Source organism: Acetanaerobacterium elongatum, from assembly GCF_900103835.1.
In the GTDB taxonomy this organism is placed as follows: domain Bacteria; phylum Bacillota; class Clostridia; order Oscillospirales; family Ruminococcaceae; genus Acetanaerobacterium; species Acetanaerobacterium elongatum.
The window spans coordinates 26,610-43,166 of the sequence record NZ_FNID01000025.1; the positions used below are offsets into that span (position 1 = coordinate 26,610).

Here is a 16,557-nt window from a genome sequence, read left to right on the forward strand (position 1 = left end):
TTAGTTGATGTCAGAATTATGCAGGGCATGTTTTAACCGCAGTACCCCTTCATGAATCTGCTGCTCGGTTAGATTACCATAGCCCAGCACCAACTGATGGCAATGGCGGCCTTTTGTAAGCGCAAAGCTCTCTACCCCATCCGCCTCTACGCCAAGCTCCGTAAACCGATGAAAGTCCTCGCTTGTAAGTGGGCGCAAGAAAGAGGCCAGAAGGTGCATACCGGCGTTTTCACCCGAGACGCTAACCTGATCCCCGAATTCTTGCTGCAAGCAGTGCATCAGCAGCTGGCGCTTGGCCTCATACAGCTTTTTTGTGCGATAGATATGCTTATCCAGCAGGCGCTCCTCCAGCAGGCGGGTAAGGGCCAGCTGCTCGATGGTACCGCTCCAAATATTCGCAAGCTCCATATGGCGAATTACCCTATCCTTTAGCTGCCACGGCAGTATCAGGTAGGCAATCCGCAGGGCGGGGGAGAATATCTTACTAAAGCTGCCCAAGTAGATCACACGTTCGGCGTTCAGGCGGTGCAGCGGCTGAATCGGTTCGCCCTCGTAGCGAATCTCACCGTCGTAATCGTCTTCTATAACATAAGCATCCTTTTTTGCGGCATACTGCAGCAGTTCAACACGCCGGGCAGCCGGTAATACTCCGCCGATGGGAAACTGATGCGAAGGTACTACATAAATTGCCCGAACAGAGTCACTTGGATTAAGCTTCTCAGTTATCATGCCGTGTGCATCCACCTCAATGGGGGTTAAAGCATAGCCTGATTCTGTAAACGCCTGCCGGACAAAGGGCATACAGGGGTCTTCCACCGCGGCGGTGCAGCCCTCGCGGTAAAGAACCTGTGCAATCAACTGCAGCCCGTTATAGGTACCCGGAACAATTATCACCTGCGCCTCGCTGCACACAATCCCCTTCATGCGATAAAGGTAGGAGCACAAGGCCGCCTGCAGAGCGGCGGTTCCCGCACCGGTGGAGGGGTAACCAAAGGTGCTGTTATCCGCATCAAGACAGGCCTCCTTTAACAGACGTGCCCAAAGAACCTGCGGGAAGGCGGTACAATCGGGGCTGCCCGGGTCGAACATAATGAGGTCCTTCTTCGGCTTTCGCCCCGATGAATGGCCAAGCTCAGGAGGCATAGGGCGAGGCAGGGGCAGCTTACCCAACCCGGCTACAAAGGTGCCCGAACCAACCTTACTTACAAGATAGCCCTCCGAGAGCAGCTGCTCATACACCTCTATTGCCGTGTTGCGCGCAATATGCAGCTCGGCAGCAAGGCTTCGCGTGGGGGGCATCTGCTCACCCGCGGGAAGCACGCCGGAAAGCACCGCGCTTCGTATCTGCTGGGCCAGCTGCTTTGCCGCTGAAACCGGCAGCTCTTTGTTAATCTCAAACCCGTACATAAGCCCCTCCGATTGGTTCTAAAAAATAGCCTGTAATTGGCGCTATTAACAATCCAATTTAATTATATAATAAAACTGTAAGCAAAAACAATAGACGATGACAGAAAGTGGTGTTAATTATGATTATGCAGGAATTCGGAACAACCGGCGAAAAGGTAAGCCGTTTTTGTCTTGGTTGTATGCTAATGGGCACGGCAATGGACGACAATACCTCGCAGCGGGTGTTAAACCATTTTACCGAGGCCGGAGGCAACTTCCTGGATACAGCAAACTGTTATGCTTGGTGGATGGGCAGCGGCGAGTTTGTGGGCGATGAAAGTGAAAATGTACTGGGCAAGTGGATGCAGGAGCGTAAAAACCGTCACGAAATCTTCTTGGCCACCAAGGTTGGCGGCAGGCTGAAGAACCCGCACAACATCCGCGGTGCCGACGGCATTCCCGAGTGGGACAGGGTACCGGGTGAGTATGAAGGGCTTTCCGCAGGTGTAATCCGCAAGGGTATAGAAGACAGCCTGCGCCGGCTTAAAACCGATTATATTGACCTTTACTATACCCATGTTTACGATAAGAACACCCCGATAGAGGAAACGCTCTCGGTTCTAAACCAGCTGGTGAAGGAGGGCAAGGTTCGCCACATTGGCTGCAGCAATCTTACAGTCGCTCAGCTTAAGGAGGCCAGAGAGATAAGCAAGCGGCTGGGGGTTAGGCTTTATACCGCAGTTCAGCAGGAATATTCCTACCTGCACCCCAAGCAAGGGGTGGATACCGGCATTGTAGAGCATGTGGATGCGGGGCAGTTGGAGTATATCAAAGCCAATCCGGATATCACACTGATGGCATATTCACCGTTGCTGAAGGGCATTTACAACAGCGAGGAGAAACGCAAGCGTTACTATAACTGGAGTAACTTTGACTCGACTGAAAACGCCCGCAAGCTGGAAATTGTGGATAAGCTTTCCCGCGAGCTTGGGGTTACGGGCAATCAACTGGTACTGGCATGGCTGCTGAGGCAGGAGCCTAAGCTCATACCCATTTTAGGTTTCAGCAACGAGGAGCAGTACCGCGAAAACATCGCGGCGCTTACCATCACGCTAACTGACGGTCAGCTTGCCGAGATGGGCAGATAGTCGCTGAATATCAAAATTGCCCAATATTTATAAGCCGGATAAAAGGTCGTCTTTTATCCGGCTTTTGCACTATTTCTCTGTTAATAGACCGAATGGAGTAAAATAATGATGTATTTTTGTATATCTTATTGATTTTTGGTAAAATTTTTAGTAAAATATATTAAAATACAATAAATCGAGGGTGGAGTAATGAAAACAATTAAACGTCGCATCGGCCTTACTACAATCGCCATATGTGCCTTTCTTGGGGTTGCTATTACTACTGTTGCAACAGTCATTTTTTATCTGAACATAAAGGAAAATGCTCGGCAGCTTTTAACCGAGCTGTCGAAGGCTTATGCATCCAATGTTTTAAGCGAGGCACAGCTGATTAAGGATGACTTGGAACTTGCATCAAGAGATGCCATTGCTCAGAATTATACTTTAACCAACGCGGAACGTGAGCAGCAGCTTGCTAAGATTGTTAAAGATTCTACCTTCGTGAAGTTCGATGTTGCCGATGCTAACGGCACAACCTTTGCAAATGTGAATATCGGTGAAAGAGAGTATTATAAACAGGCCAAAAGCGGTACAAGCTATATTTCCAGCCCGCTGATTGATAAAACAACCGGCAAGGTTACAATATTAGCGGCCACCCCCATGGGCAATGAGGTAATGTTTGGAACTATTGATTACAAACATTTTAACGATATTGTTAAAAAAATTAGCATCGGCCAGAGCGGTTATGCCTTTGTAGTTGATAAAGCAGGTACGATTATCGCGCACCCGGACGAAAAGGTTGTTCAGGACATGACCAACTATATCACCCTTGCCCAGAAGGATTCCGGTTTTAAACAGGCTGCTTCTGTAGTATCGGAGATGACGGAGCAGAAAACCGGTATTGAGGAAGTGAACATCGGCGGAAAGACGGTAATGATTGCTTACCAGCCGATTAACTGTACCGAAAAATGGTCTGTCGGGGTTGTACTCCCTAAAATGGAGTACATGATGAGCTATTATATTACTCTGGCCATTTGTGCGGTGCTTTGTCTGTTATTGTTACTTGTTGCAGGCATTCTTTCCGCCAGAATGGCAGGTTCTATCTCTAATCCAGTTGTCGCCTCCACTGACCGCATTAAGCTGCTTGCAGAGGGCGACCTTTCAACGCCGGTACCCGATATCAAGTCACAGGACGAAACGGGTGTGCTGTTAGCCTCCCTGGCTTCCACCGTCAGCACTGTAAACGGCTACATATCCGAAATTTCCGATATTCTTACCGGTATCGCCAAAGGTGACCTGCGTAAGGAGAGCGAGCTTTATTACAAAGGCGATTTTGAACCGATTAAAACCGCACTCACCGAAATATCCGGTGCCTTGAACAAGGCGTTTAGAGACATTCTGGAGGCGGCTGAGCAGGTAGAGCAGGGTGCCTCACAGATTTCAATGGGCGCACAAGGGCTTTCACAGAGCACGATGGAGCAGGCCTCTACTATTCAGGAGCTTTCGGCGAGCTTAAACGAAATTTCCGAGGGCATTCAGGGTATTGCCAGAAATGCAGACGAGGCAAGCAAGCTGGCAAAACAGTCGGGCGATAATGTTGCTTTGGGCAACAGCCAGATGGAAGAGATGCTCAAGGCAATGAACGAGATCAGCAACTCCTCCAGCCAGATATCCAAGATTATTAAGGTTATTAACGATATCGCATTCCAGACCAATATCTTGGCCCTGAATGCCGCCGTTGAGGCCGCAAGAGCGGGCGCGGCGGGCAAGGGCTTTGCGGTAGTGGCCGATGAGGTACGCAACCTTGCCAGCAAGAGTGCCGAGGCAGCGAAGGATACAACGGCTTTGATTGAACAGTCGATAGCCTCTGTTGCCAAGGGCACAAAAATCGCACAGCAGACGGCACAGTCGCTGGAGCAGATTGCGAAGAACGCAGAGGGCGTAAACGATATGGTAATGCGCATCAGCTCGGCTACCAATGATCAGGCCACCGCTGTGGTGCAGATTAATATGGGTATGGAGCAGATGTCAAGCGTTGTGCAGAACAACTCCGCCACTGCCGAAGAGAGTGCCGCTTCCAGCGAGGAACTGAGCAGCCAGGCCGCTATGCTTAAGGAGCTTATCGCGCGGTTTGAGCTGAAGCAGGATTAAACTTATTAAGTTCTTTTATTAAAATTAAAATGCCTGAAGGTGGTGCAACCCATCTCCAGGCATTTTAATTGTTCTTGACTCTACTACTATGCGAGGGTTTAGAATAGAAGCATAAAGTTGTATTGGGAGGAAAGAAACATGCTTAAAATAGGTGACTTCTCAATGCTTTCGCGCATCAGCATTCACATGCTGCGCCACTATGATGAAATAGGGCTTCTGCACCCGCGCCATACCGATGAGTTTACCGGTTACCGCTACTACAGCGAGGAGCAGCTAACAGATGCAAGCCGTATTCAGGCACTCAAGAATATGGGCCTGAGCCTTGCGATGATTAAAGAGATTCTATCGGAGTATGATGATACTGACCTGCTGAAACGGTATCTTTCACTACAGATGATTCAAAAGAAAGAGGAGCTCTCTGCAATGCAAAACCAGCTGCAGATGATGGATACAGCCATAAAAAGCATTGAGAAGGGCTCTGCACCTTCAGAATGCAGCATCGCCGTAAAGGAGATTCCAAAGCGCAATATTGTCAGCCTGCGGCAGGTGATTCCCAGCTACACCGACGAAGGGCTGTTGTGGGAGGCCTTGTGTGAGGAAGCGAAGCTGCAAAATATTCAATACTCAACCCCAAGCTATAACATTGCAGTTTTTCACGATGAGGGGTATAAGGAGCAGGGTATTGACGTGGAGATTCAAAGGTCGGTGATAGGCAGCTACCACGATACACAGAGGGCACGCTTTAAAACAGTCGAGCCGATTACCGTTGCTGCCATCACCTATCAGGGCGCCTATAACCTCTTGGAAAAGGTATGTGCGTCTATTGCAAAGTGGACTTTATATAACCAATATGAATTAGTTGGGTCGATGTTTAATATCTACCACATATCCCCGTTAACCGAGCCTAACCCAGAAAACCTGATTACCGAGGTTTGCTTTCCAATCCGCAAGAAATAAGAATTCGTCACTCAAATTTGGGTGACGAATTTTTGCTTTCGAGAAAAAATTATGAGATTTGCTCTTGACTCTCGCACTATGCGAGGCTGTATGCTGATTGTATTCTAAACAACGGAGGGATGAGCATTGGATGCAATCTCGGTTAAAAAGCTGACCAAAACCTATGCGCGCGGCAAAACTGCCCTAAACGAGCTGAGCCTTACGGTAAAGGAGGGAGAGATATTTACTCTGCTGGGGCCAAACGGAGCGGGTAAATCCACCCTAATCAACACACTTACAACCTTCTTAGCACCCACCTCAGGCGAGGTGACCATTCTCGGGAAAAATCTTGCGCGCGAGCAGACATATGTGCGCTCGCAGATGGCCTGTGTGGCGCAGCGGGTATCTATTGACGACCATCTGTCACTTCAGGAGAACATGCTGTTTCAGGGCAGGCTGTTCCATATGGCTAAAGCCGACATACTCAAGAGAACCGATACCCTGACGGAGGCTTTTGGATTAAAGGAGTATATGAAGGACAGGGTAGCAACCTATTCCGGCGGCATCAAACGGCGGCTGGATATCGCCATGAGCATGATCTCCTTCCCAAAGATTCTGTTTTTGGACGAGCCGACGGTCGGGCTGGACATTGAATCACGCCAGATACTTTGGGATGCCGTAAAGCGGATTAAGAACGATTTTGGCACCACAGTGTTTCTGACTACGCACTATCTGGAGGAGGCCGACATACTGAGCGACACCATTTGCATTATGAAGGAGGGGCACGAACTGGTGCAGGATACCCCCCAGAGCCTGCGGCAGTACACCAGCCAGAACCTGATACGAATGAGCTTTAATAAACCAGATATGGCCCCCAAGGCTGCAAAGCTGCTGCAGCAGCACCCGCTTGTAAGAGGATTACGCTGTGAGGAGCAGGAGGTTTATGTGCAGGTTCAAAATTGTGACCGTGATTTTATGGCACTTAACCGCTGGCTTTCGGAACAGAACATCACTTTCAGCGGCATAGAAACGGTAAGCCCGAGCCTTGAAGATGTCTTTATTGCCATCACCGGCGGTACAAGGCTTGAAAGCTCGGCATCTTAAATACAAGTTTTATGAAAGGATTGAATTGTAGATGGAAGCTTTGAATATACTCTGGCGCAACCAGAAATGGCGTCTGCAAAACCCCGCAACACTCATTATGACGAGCATACAGCCGTTGTTCTGGCTGCTGCTGTTCAGTACCATGTTTGGATCGAAGGCAGTAGCAGGCGGCGGTCAAAACTATACGGCATTCTCGCTGCCGGGTATTCTGGTGATGCTGGTGCTTACCAGTGCCGGTATCAGTGGTATTGCAAACTATTCGATGAAAACCGGCGGCATCTATTACCGGGTTTACATCTCGCCGGTTAAGCGCAGCTCGATTGTGCTGGGGCATATCCTGGATGTTGCCGTGGCGGCGTTTGTCTCGATAGCGATACTGTCGGCTTTGTCACTCCTGCTGGGTGCAACCGTAGCGTCGGGCATAGCGGGGGTCTTGCTGATTATCTTACTGCTTGTACTGACCATCGCTTTTGTGGCGGGGCTCTCCTATGCCATCAGCTTTTTGTTTCGCGATGAAAACCCGTTCATCGCGCTGGTGAATACCTTTGTAATGCCGCTGTTCTTTGTAAGCACCGCACTAATGCCGTACGATCAGGTTCCCGGTGGGTTTAAGATTGCGGTACTGATAAACCCGTTTACCCATGTTATCAACAGCCTGAGAAACCTGATGCTGAATGCAACACCCGACTGGGGCCTATACCTGCTTGCCGCGGGCTTAATGGCTGCTTTAACTGTTCTTAGCTTTCTGCTTGCCGTTCGCTGCCTGCAGAAGGATGAAAAATAAAGAAGTTCCTGCTGAGGCCGGGTATAGAAACAGGGCCGGAGTAATGTCCGACCCTGCACTTTTTATCGGGGATGGAAGATTCAGATGGATTAGTGTGCCTCTTCGGCAATCAACCGCTCAATGGCGCCGATAGCTATTTTGATTGCCTGCTCGGTATCGTGTACCTCCGGATTCGGAAGCCCCGCAGCCGCGCGCTCCTGATTCCAGATGCAGTGCAGCACTGCGCCGGCCCGTACGCCAAGGGTTGCGGCAACACAGAAGATGGCGGCGCACTCCATCTCCGATGCCAAGCACCCACCGGCTTTCCAGGCCTCCCACTTGCTTTGCAGCTCATACCCAACTGGCATACGCTGGGGGGAGTGCTGACCGTAAAAGGAATCCTTGCTCTGCGTAACACCGGTGTGATAGCGCAACCCCAAGCCTTCTGCGGCCCCCACCAGCGCGGATACCACGTTAAAATCCGCTGCGGCGGGGAATTCAATGGGCAGGTACTCTCTGGAAGTACCCTCCATACGGATTGCTGCGGTGGCGATAACCGCATCGCCCGAGAGCACGTCGGTTTGCATACCGCCGCAGGTGCCCACGCGAATGAAGGTTTTTACGCCAATCTGGCAGAGCTCCTCCACCGCGATGGCGGCAGATGGCCCTCCGATACCGGTGGAGGTCACCAGCACGCGTTCACCGTTCAGGGTGCCGGCATAGGTAGTAAACTCGCGGTTCTGTGTAACCTTTTGTGGGCTTTGCAGGAATGCGGCAATCTTCTCCACCCGGCCGGGGTCACCGGGCAGTATGGCATAGGCGGCGCCGTCGGCCTTGGTAAGGGCAAGGTGAAACAGTTTTTCTTCATTCACGGATGAATCATCCCTTTCGCGGTTGGTGCACATTAGCCTTGACAAAAGAGCCCTATCATACCCTTACAGGGTGCGATAAGGCTCCAATATTTCTTAACACTAAAACAACTTCTTTTTCACAAGGATAAAGCCGACAACAACCATGGCTACCACCGAGAGTACTATAGGGAACCACCACAGGTTAGTAAGGGGAAGACCGGTAACGTTCATACCGTAGAAACCGCTGATAATGGAGGGAATAGCCATGACGATAGTAATTGAGGTAAGCACCTTCATTACAATGTTGAGGTTGTTCGAGATGATGGAGGCAAATGCGTCCATCATACCCGAGAGCACGTCAGAGTAAATGCTGGACATCTCGATGGCCTGCTTGATTTCAATCAGCACATCCTCCAGCAGCTCTTTGTCGTCGTCGTACAGCTTCAAAAACCGCCCGCGCAGGATCTTCTCGAGCGTAATATCGTTGGCCTTGAGCGAGGTGGAGAAGTAAACCAGTGATTTTTCAAGCCCAAGCAGCTGGATCAGTTCCTTGTTTTTCATCGACTTATGAAGCTGCTGCTCCATCAGGTGCGAGATTTTATCAATCTGCTTTAGGTACTGCAGGTACCGGGTGGCGATGCGCAGCAGCAGGGTGAACAGAAAGCGAGTGCGCAGATGGGTTTGCACATTCTTTACCATATTACCCGCGAACTCAGAGAGCACGGCATTTTCTTTAAGGGATATGGTATAAATTACCTTGTCGGCGATAATAATGCCTATAGGCATGGTTGTATACAGGATGGTGTTTTCACTCTGCTTTTCAGCAACGGGTACGTCTATAATAACTAGAGTCTGGTCGTCTTCCGATTCAATACGGGAGGTCTCTTCTTCATCCAGCGAGCTGCGCACAAAGCCGTTATCCAGCTTTAAGGTGTCAACCAGATACGAAATCTCCTTCTCGTCGGGGCTTACTACATTCACCCAGCAGCCTTCCGCAATGGTATCAAGCTGCTCAAGACGGTTGTTTTCTGTTTTGAAAAATGTGATCAAAAACATCACTCCCAAACTGCGGGGACAAAACAGCGGCAGGCGCTGCAAGAATCCGCCGCGTAATAGATTTGCAGCAACTTCGGGGATTACCGGGGTCGGGACTCACAACGCCACCTCCAGACTCGTAATAATAATCTTGCAAGGGCTGTCCACAAAGCTTAAATGCCTTAGCGTCAGCCTTATATTGGGAGGCCTTCTAAGCAATGGCTCATACTATACCCAATATAGCTTACTATCATCCATTATACCATAAAAAACGTCAAATACAAGAGGTACGGCTATAAATTAGGCGCGTAATTGCGATAAGCGTTGGCTAGCACCGCTAGTTGCCCGTAACAAACGAATACAAGCGGTAAACGGGGTAGACTGGTGAATATAAAGCGCAAAATGTGCACCGGCATGAATTGTAAATTTAATTCCAGCGCATTTTGTATAGTCTCGCGTAGGATTTCCTGTGTATTTTCTATGCAACTGTTTGTTGACAACCAAGTAAATGCTGTGTAAAATTTATTTAGCGGCAATAATGTACATAAATCAGCAAAAATACACAAGCTTTTGTGGTTGCAAAAGATGTCGTATACAAAATGAATACTATGCGTCTGGGAGGTTAATGGTTGATGGATTACATTGACTGTCACGAGTGCAAGGTAGTTGATATCCCTGTCGGTACCCTTGGTATTATCGGGATGAGAGGCTGCGAGGAGATTACCGATAGAGTTGACAACTACCTTACCCAATGGAGGCTGGAAAGGCACAACATCCAAAACCCCGATATCGAGGTGCCGGGTTACCTGTTGGACAGCTTTAAAATCGGAACAGTTTGCCCAAGATTCGGAACAGGCGAAGCCAAGGGCTTAATCAAGCAATCCATCCGCGGGCACGATCTCTATATCATTGCCGATGTCTTTAACTACGGTGTTGAGTACACGATGTACGGAAGAAACGTTCCCATGAGCCCTGACGATCATTTTCAAGATCTCAAGCGTATTATCGCCGCGGCAGGCGGCAAGGCCAGACGCATTACTGTTATTATGCCCATGCTCTACGAGGGCAGACAGCACCGCAGAACCTCCCGCGAATCGCTGGATTGTGCGCTGATGCTGCAGGAACTTACTTCGATGGGTGTTGACAACATCATCACCTTTGATGCGCATGATGCTAGGGTGCACAACGCCATCCCGCTGCACGGCTTTGATAATATTCACCCCACCTATCAGTTTTTAAAGGCCATGGTTAACCATGTGGACGATATCGCCTTCGACAAAGACAAGCTGATGATTATCTCTCCCGACGAGGGCGGCATGGGCCGATGCATCTACTATTCCTCTATCCTAGGCGTAGACCTTGGCATGTTCTATAAGCGCCGCGATTACGCAACCATCGTGCAGGGCAGAAACCCCATTGTGGCACATGAATTCTTAGGCTCCAACGTTGAGGGCAAGGACTTAATTATTATCGACGATATGATTTCCTCCGGTGATTCGGTGCTGGATATTGCCGCAAAGCTGAAGGAGAAAAAGGCAAAGAGGATTTTCATCTGCGTTTCGTTCGGCCTGTTCTGCGAAGGGCTTGCCAACTTTGATAAAGCCTACGCCGACGGCATTATCGACAAGGTGTTCACCACCAACCTGGTCTACCGCCCCGAGGAGCTGCGGCAGCGCCCATGGTATCAGGAAGTGGATATGGCAAAGTATATGGCGCTTATAATCGATAAGCTCAACTACGACCAGTCCATCAGCGAACTGCTCAACCCCGCGCAGCGTATTGCAGCATTAATGAATCGGGTAAACGAGAAAAATAATAAAAAATAGACTAATTTAATATATTTTTATAAAAACGCTGGAATTTTTTATTCCGGCGTTTTATTATAGTATTAATCAGCTCGGGCTAACCGTTACATAAATGAAAGGACTGAATCATCATGCAATCATGGAACGACAGCTTAAAGATCGGGGTACCACACATCGACGAGCAGCACAAGGCCCTTTTTGCGGCAATGGAGGCACTTTATGCAGCCTGTAGTGCAGGGAAGGGCAGAGCCGAGGTTATTAAGACAATTGATTTTCTGGAGGATTACACTGTAAAGCATTTTACCGAGGAGCAGGAGATTCAAAAGAAATCGGGCTACCCCAAATGTGTGGAGCATAAAAAGCTTCACGATGATTTTATAGTGCAGGTTAAGGCAATTAAGAAGGATATCGCTGATAACGGCGCTACCATTCTTTCGGTTTCAAAGCTGAACTCTCTGCTTTCCGGCTGGCTGATTAACCATATCAAATATGTAGACACCGAGATTGCACAGTATGTAAATAAGTAATTGCCCAATAACATAAAAGAGCCAAGCAGGTTTATGCCCGCTTGGCCCTTTGTCATATCATCTAATCGGATGCAGTAGTACTTACTACCAACGGTTCTTCACCTTTTCGGCAAAGCCAAGGAAGTTCTGCAGCTTTATGGTCCTGCCGTCATCCAGTACTGCGGTGCCGGAGAAACGGCCGAAAACCTGATGCTGGTCGGAGCATAGGAGTAAAAGGTTTGTGCAGGAGGCACGGTCAAGAATCGGGGAAAAGGTCATCAAAAATCTTCCGTCGCTGGAGCCGAACGTCCAGGTAGAAAGAAAATCATCCTGCCCGGTACCGTCCTTCGGGATATTGAACAGTACCTGGTCCAGCTTATGAGCTTTGCCACCGTAAAAAAGCATATTCTCACTGGCGGCAGAGGTATCGCCGAAGCCGTACCCCAGATTAAAGCCAAACGGTACGCCGTTTAGCTGCCCGGAAGCGCTGCCCCAGTACCAGGTGTTGGAGTAGGTCCATACTCCACGCCCCCAATCCAGCGTACCGAAGGAGGTATCGGGGGAAAAGGTATAGGTTTTGCCCTCAAACTCCGCTTTTCCTGCAGCACGCATGCAGTTGATCTTTTGATTATAATAAAAAGCCGTCTTCTTTTTGGCGAAAGGTGTGGCAATGACCATCGATTCTTCCGGCTCTTCGGTTAGCTTAAAATCTGCCGTAAACGGGCTGCCGTTTTTAAAGTCTTTGAAACTGCAGCTCAAATAACGCCCTTCGGGTGTAATCTCGAATGAAATATGACATTTCTTATGCTCGAACAGAACATTACCGGTTTTGGAGGTTTCAGGCATACGCAGCTTACCCATGGGAAAGGCGGTTAAAACCGTTGCCGTATGGTGCTTTGCGGTGTCAAATTCCAGCAGGCTGGCGCTGGCAAGCCCCATGTAGCCGTTATCGGCTACGGTAAGGGCCACTGCATAATGGTTATTGGTAATCAGGTAGTAATCCCATTCCTTAATGCGCAGCTTACCGGCCTTGATAGAATTTCGGCTGTACTCAGGTAACAGCTTTTTGGCATAACCCCGTACATTAAGAATGCCTTTCTCGTTCAAAAGAGGGCCTGCGGATGTAATCTCGGTCTGCATGGTGAATCCCCTTTCTTTTCTGCAATTCAAGCTTTCCTTTCATCTTACGGAACTATTTACCTATTACAATTATAGCATAATATTGACAGTATTCAATCATATTGTTAAATATTTTTATATATAATAATAGAATTTGTTGTTATTTTGTTGAAAAACTCTTTTGAGAAAAGCAATTTGCATCTGCCGGTAACCCCAATTTGCATCCGTTTTAATTTAAAAGAAAATCCTTCGCCTTCATAATAAATTCCTCTTTACACCCTAACATTGCGGGATGCCTTCCCCCTTCAAATATATGCAGCTCTCCGCTGCCTATTTCTTTAATTAGACTAGCGAATGTCTTCTCGTAGAAATTCGGGTCAATCAGTTTCGCATATTCATCCTCCTTACAGCCTGTGAATAATATCGGTATATGCAGTTTGCTTAAAGGCTTATGGTAAAAACTCCCGATATTTTTTGCATGACGAAGAATTGCTGCGGTGTCGTTATCTACAACGCCTTCCCAATCCTCGCCATGCATTGCACGGTAAAATGCCTTCCCGTTTCCATCTTGCTTTGAAAGCCGTCTTTCTTCAGCAATATTTTCAACGAGTTCTTTTAAAGGAGCCTTGCCCTCAAAGCTGTCTGCAATCACCTTATGAACCAGATCGGGCCGCTCTAAGGCAACATTGATGGCAACTATCGCCCCACCGCTGCTGCCAATCAGATTAACGTTCTTATAGTGCTTTTGCTCTAAAAGCGCGATTACCTGCAGCGCTTCGTCAAACCATAAATCGGCTGCCAATTCATCCACTCTCTCCGATTTTCCATGCCCTAAGAAGTCTAATAGCACTACTTTAAAATCTGTTGCAAGGGGTTCAATAGCATCCTGAAACATCTTGGAAGAAGCAGTGTTGCCGTGTAGTAACAGCAGCGGCGTGCCGTTTCCGTACTCTTCGTAATAACAGGCTTTTTCTTTATATATAAAGTATGACATATCGTACCTCCAACCACCTTAAATACTTTTGTTTAACAAAATTGATTGTGTTGCAATTTTATCGCAGAAAACCTGATCGTGCTCAACAAAAGGCATGGTAGGCTGATATTCCAGCAGCAGATTTTCAACTTGTACGCGGGAAAGAAGATCAATAAAATTGAGCGGTTCGTCCCAGATATACAGGTGAGCGGGGCGGCAGAGGCTGGCTGCCAGCAGTACCTTCTTCTTTTGCCCGCCGCTGTAGGCAGACAGTTCCTTTTCAAACTGCTCGCGGGTAAAATCCAGCTTGCGCAGGATGGTCATGAACAGGCTTTCGTCAATACCCTGTGCCTGTGCGTATTCCCGCAGCCCACCATGTAAAAACGAGGCATCCTGCGGCATGTAGGAGAGGGTTAAGCCGCTCGCGGTTTGTAATTGCCCCGTATGGGGAATAGCATCGCCCAGCAGAAGCTTAATCAGGCTGGTTTTGCCGCTGCCGTTTGTGCCGGTAAGCACTGCACGGTCACCTGCATTAATGGTAAAGCCGAGCGGTTGAAAGAGCGGCCCGCTGCCGTAGTCAATGGTCAGATTGTTTGCTTCCACCAGCCGCTGCGCATGATGCCTGAGCACCGTAAGCTTTAGGGGTTCAGATTTCTCCAGGTTTTTGAGCAGCTGTGATTTCTCTTCGATTGCGTCCGCGCGCCGAACCTCAATCGCCTTGGAACGTTTCATCAGCTTGGCGGCCTGATGCCCGATGTGGCCTCTATCGGGTTTCAGGCCGGAGGCCGGGCGTGTGTATTTTGTTTTCTCCACCTGCTCCGACCACCGCGCGGTATTCTCAGCCGCAACGGTAAGGCGGGTAATATCGTGTGCTAGCCGCTCATTCTGGGCCTGCTCAAAGGCGTCCTGCCGGTCTTTGTTCTGCTGCCATGTGGTGTAGTTGCCCTTCTGAACCTCAATGTTACAACGGTTGATGGAGAGAACATGATCAATGCAGTGATCCAAAAACGCACGGTCGTGCGATACCAGAATAAACCCCTTCTTCGAGGCAAGGTATTCGCTTACCGCAAGGCGCCCCTGTGCGTCTAGATGGTTGGTGGGCTCGTCGATTAACAGAAAACGATGCTTTTTTAGAAATAATGCGGCCAGCATCAGCTTGGTTTTTTCTCCGCCGCTTAAGGTATTAAACGGGCGCTGCAGCAGGCTTACATCCGCCAGAAGCTTGGAAAGCTCCCTTTCAAGCAGTTCGTTGATGATAAAGCCATCCTGTGCGGTGTACAGCTCAAGGATATCTCCGTACCGCTGCAGGTCCTGCTCGCTGCCGCTAACGGTGAGTGCCTGCATCTGAGCCTCCCATTCATCAAATGGGGCGATAATTCCGCGCGCTACGGTTAAGGCACTGCGGTTTTCATCACCTACCGAAAACGGGAAGTAGTCAAACCCCACCGAGGCGGTTATCTGCCCCTGATAGGGGTAACGCCCCAGCAGCAGGTTCAAAAAGGTGGTTTTGCCCCTGCCGTTTCGCCCGATAAAGCCAAGCTTCCAGTCGGTATCTATCATAAACGAGACGTTTTCGAAGATGGTATCGGCGCTGCTGTCGTATGAAAACGTAAGATTGCTTACGCTGATTTGTGACATATTATGATCATTCCTTTCTGGGAATTGTGCGGTTTCGGCCTTAACCGAAATTTCGATCTTTCAAATCGAAAAGCACAAAACCGATGTTTGAAAGATTTATCTTTCAAACTTATTCCTCCAAAACTTATCAGTTATTCTGCCGCAGAAGCAAAACAAAAAGGCCGCAGAGAAGCATTGCTCCTGCGGCCATAAACAGCACCTGAAATAACCGTAACGGTATAAAAACCAACGGCTAGGATATTCACTGTCTAAAGTTATCAAGGCTGTTAAAAAACAACCTAAAGAGTGCTTCCTTGCTTTTTGCACCGCAAACACAACGGCTGCTTACACATACCGCTACGCCTATTAGTGCTTAAATTGTTAGCAAGAGAAGTGTTTCACTCTTTCAACTCCAGACATTGTAGATTACCTATATCCTAGCACGGGCGGGCTGTTCTGTCAATACACGGGTGATACTTTCAATTAAGGTATTTCTGGGCTATAATGTAATCAAACAGCAATGGGAGGGCAGTATGAACGACTTTTTTAAAATATGGTTCGGCGGTTTTGAACATGCGCTTAACCTTATCTGCGATGAGGAGCGCACTCATGTTTTATGTGAGTGCGGCAAGGCGTGTTCGGAATCCGGCACAAAGGATTGGTACCGATCCGTGTACAATAAGTCCTCAAGCCTTGACGACTTTTTTGCGCGCCTTGGGCAAGAGAACGAATTTGTGAAAACGGAAACTGTGGAGAAGAACAGGGTATACGATCTTATCTACCCTAAATGCCTGTGTGATCTGTACACCTGCGGGTATGTTACTACCGGCAGGCTTTGCGAGTGTTCCCGGCAAAGCTTAATTTACAATCTGAAAGCAATTCTTAACGAGCAGCCCTTTACCGTAACCTTGCTGTCAACCGTTCTGCGCGGCGACAGTGAATGCCGTTTGCGGGTAAAGCTTTGCGAAGAACAGTAGTACAATCCAATATACAAGAAGCGCACTTCTTATGTGAACTGCATCCCGTCAAGAGGACAGCGAAAAAACATAAAATTTTCCCGACCAGTGGTGAACAAAACCACTGGTCGCTTTTTATGCAGCGAAGTAGAGATTAAATTTCTCTAACGGTGTCAGAACACCCAAGTTGCGTTGCACACGCCGGGTGTTGTAATAGCTGATGTAACT

14 protein-coding genes are annotated in these 16,557 nt (G+C 48.6%); 8 read left to right on the plus strand and 6 right to left on the minus strand.

Features of this window, described 5'->3' with window-relative positions; translation table 11 throughout:
• A complete protein-coding gene (gene pdxR, locus BLR50_RS09790) occupies nucleotides 1-1,407 on the minus strand; it encodes a MocR-like pyridoxine biosynthesis transcription factor PdxR (RefSeq protein ID WP_092641349.1) in 1,407 nt (468 codons plus the stop codon).
• Nucleotides 1,408-1,526: 119 nt separating this feature from the next.
• Here pdxR and BLR50_RS09795 point away from each other — a divergent pair, with 119 nt between their 5' ends.
• The 5 genes from BLR50_RS09795 to BLR50_RS09815 all read left to right on the plus strand — a co-directional run bounded on the left by BLR50_RS09795 (nucleotide 1,527) and on the right by BLR50_RS09815 (nucleotide 7,488).
• On the plus strand, nucleotides 1,527-2,534 hold the full coding sequence (locus BLR50_RS09795; protein WP_092641352.1) for an aldo/keto reductase: 1,008 nt from the start codon (nucleotides 1,527-1,529) through the stop codon (nucleotides 2,532-2,534).
• Nucleotides 2,535-2,723: 189 nt separating this feature from the next.
• A complete protein-coding gene (locus BLR50_RS09800) occupies nucleotides 2,724-4,664 on the plus strand; it encodes a methyl-accepting chemotaxis protein (RefSeq protein ID WP_092641355.1) in 1,941 nt (646 codons plus the stop codon).
• 138 nt (nucleotides 4,665-4,802) lie between these two features.
• Nucleotides 4,803-5,621: a MerR family transcriptional regulator gene (locus BLR50_RS09805; RefSeq protein WP_092641357.1), complete on the plus strand. Its 819-nt coding sequence runs from the start codon at nucleotides 4,803-4,805 to the stop codon at nucleotides 5,619-5,621.
• Between the two features lie 126 nt (nucleotides 5,622-5,747).
• A complete protein-coding gene (locus tag BLR50_RS09810) occupies nucleotides 5,748-6,704 on the plus strand; it encodes an ABC transporter ATP-binding protein (protein WP_092641360.1) in 957 nt (318 codons plus the stop codon).
• 31 nt (nucleotides 6,705-6,735) lie between these two features.
• Entirely contained in the window at nucleotides 6,736-7,488 is a 753-nt protein-coding gene (locus tag BLR50_RS09815; RefSeq protein ID WP_092641363.1) for an ABC transporter permease, read from the plus strand.
• A gap of 89 nt (nucleotides 7,489-7,577) precedes the next feature.
• Here the strand turns inward: BLR50_RS09815 and udp are convergent, their stop codons facing one another.
• On the minus strand, nucleotides 7,578-8,372 hold the full coding sequence (udp, locus tag BLR50_RS09820) for a uridine phosphorylase (RefSeq protein ID WP_092641366.1): 795 nt from the start codon (nucleotides 8,370-8,372) through the stop codon (nucleotides 7,578-7,580).
• A gap of 66 nt (nucleotides 8,373-8,438) precedes the next feature.
• Nucleotides 8,439-9,368, minus strand: a complete 930-nt coding sequence (locus tag BLR50_RS09825) for a magnesium transporter CorA family protein (protein WP_092641394.1) — start codon at nucleotides 9,366-9,368, stop codon at nucleotides 8,439-8,441.
• Between the two features lie 617 nt (nucleotides 9,369-9,985).
• Between BLR50_RS09825 and BLR50_RS09830 the strand changes: the two genes are divergently transcribed.
• Together BLR50_RS09830 and BLR50_RS09835 are read left to right on the plus strand one after the other, a co-directional pair.
• The gene (locus BLR50_RS09830) at nucleotides 9,986-11,179 is read left to right on the plus strand and encodes a ribose-phosphate pyrophosphokinase (RefSeq protein WP_092641370.1); all 1,194 of its coding nucleotides are present in this window, start codon (nucleotides 9,986-9,988) and stop codon (nucleotides 11,177-11,179) included.
• Nucleotides 11,180-11,289: 110 nt separating this feature from the next.
• Nucleotides 11,290-11,685: a bacteriohemerythrin gene (locus tag BLR50_RS09835; RefSeq protein ID WP_092641373.1), complete on the plus strand. Its 396-nt coding sequence runs from the start codon at nucleotides 11,290-11,292 to the stop codon at nucleotides 11,683-11,685.
• A gap of 84 nt (nucleotides 11,686-11,769) precedes the next feature.
• Here the strand turns inward: BLR50_RS09835 and BLR50_RS09840 are convergent, their stop codons facing one another.
• From BLR50_RS09840 to abc-f, 3 genes are all read right to left on the minus strand, one after another.
• A complete protein-coding gene (locus tag BLR50_RS09840; protein ID WP_092641376.1) occupies nucleotides 11,770-12,804 on the minus strand; it encodes a DUF2804 domain-containing protein in 1,035 nt (344 codons plus the stop codon).
• A gap of 208 nt (nucleotides 12,805-13,012) precedes the next feature.
• Nucleotides 13,013-13,777 (minus strand): alpha/beta fold hydrolase, encoded by a 765-nt coding sequence (locus BLR50_RS09845; protein ID WP_092641379.1) that lies wholly within the window; start codon nucleotides 13,775-13,777, stop codon nucleotides 13,013-13,015.
• A gap of 18 nt (nucleotides 13,778-13,795) precedes the next feature.
• The gene (gene abc-f, locus BLR50_RS09850; protein WP_092641382.1) at nucleotides 13,796-15,394 is read right to left on the minus strand and encodes a ribosomal protection-like ABC-F family protein; all 1,599 of its coding nucleotides are present in this window, start codon (nucleotides 15,392-15,394) and stop codon (nucleotides 13,796-13,798) included.
• A 512-nt stretch (nucleotides 15,395-15,906) separates the two neighbouring features.
• On the opposite strand from abc-f, the gene BLR50_RS09855 reads away from it, so the two are divergent.
• Nucleotides 15,907-16,350 (plus strand): hypothetical protein, encoded by a 444-nt coding sequence (locus BLR50_RS09855; protein ID WP_092641385.1) that lies wholly within the window; start codon nucleotides 15,907-15,909, stop codon nucleotides 16,348-16,350.
• Nucleotides 16,351-16,557: the final 207 nt, after the last annotated feature.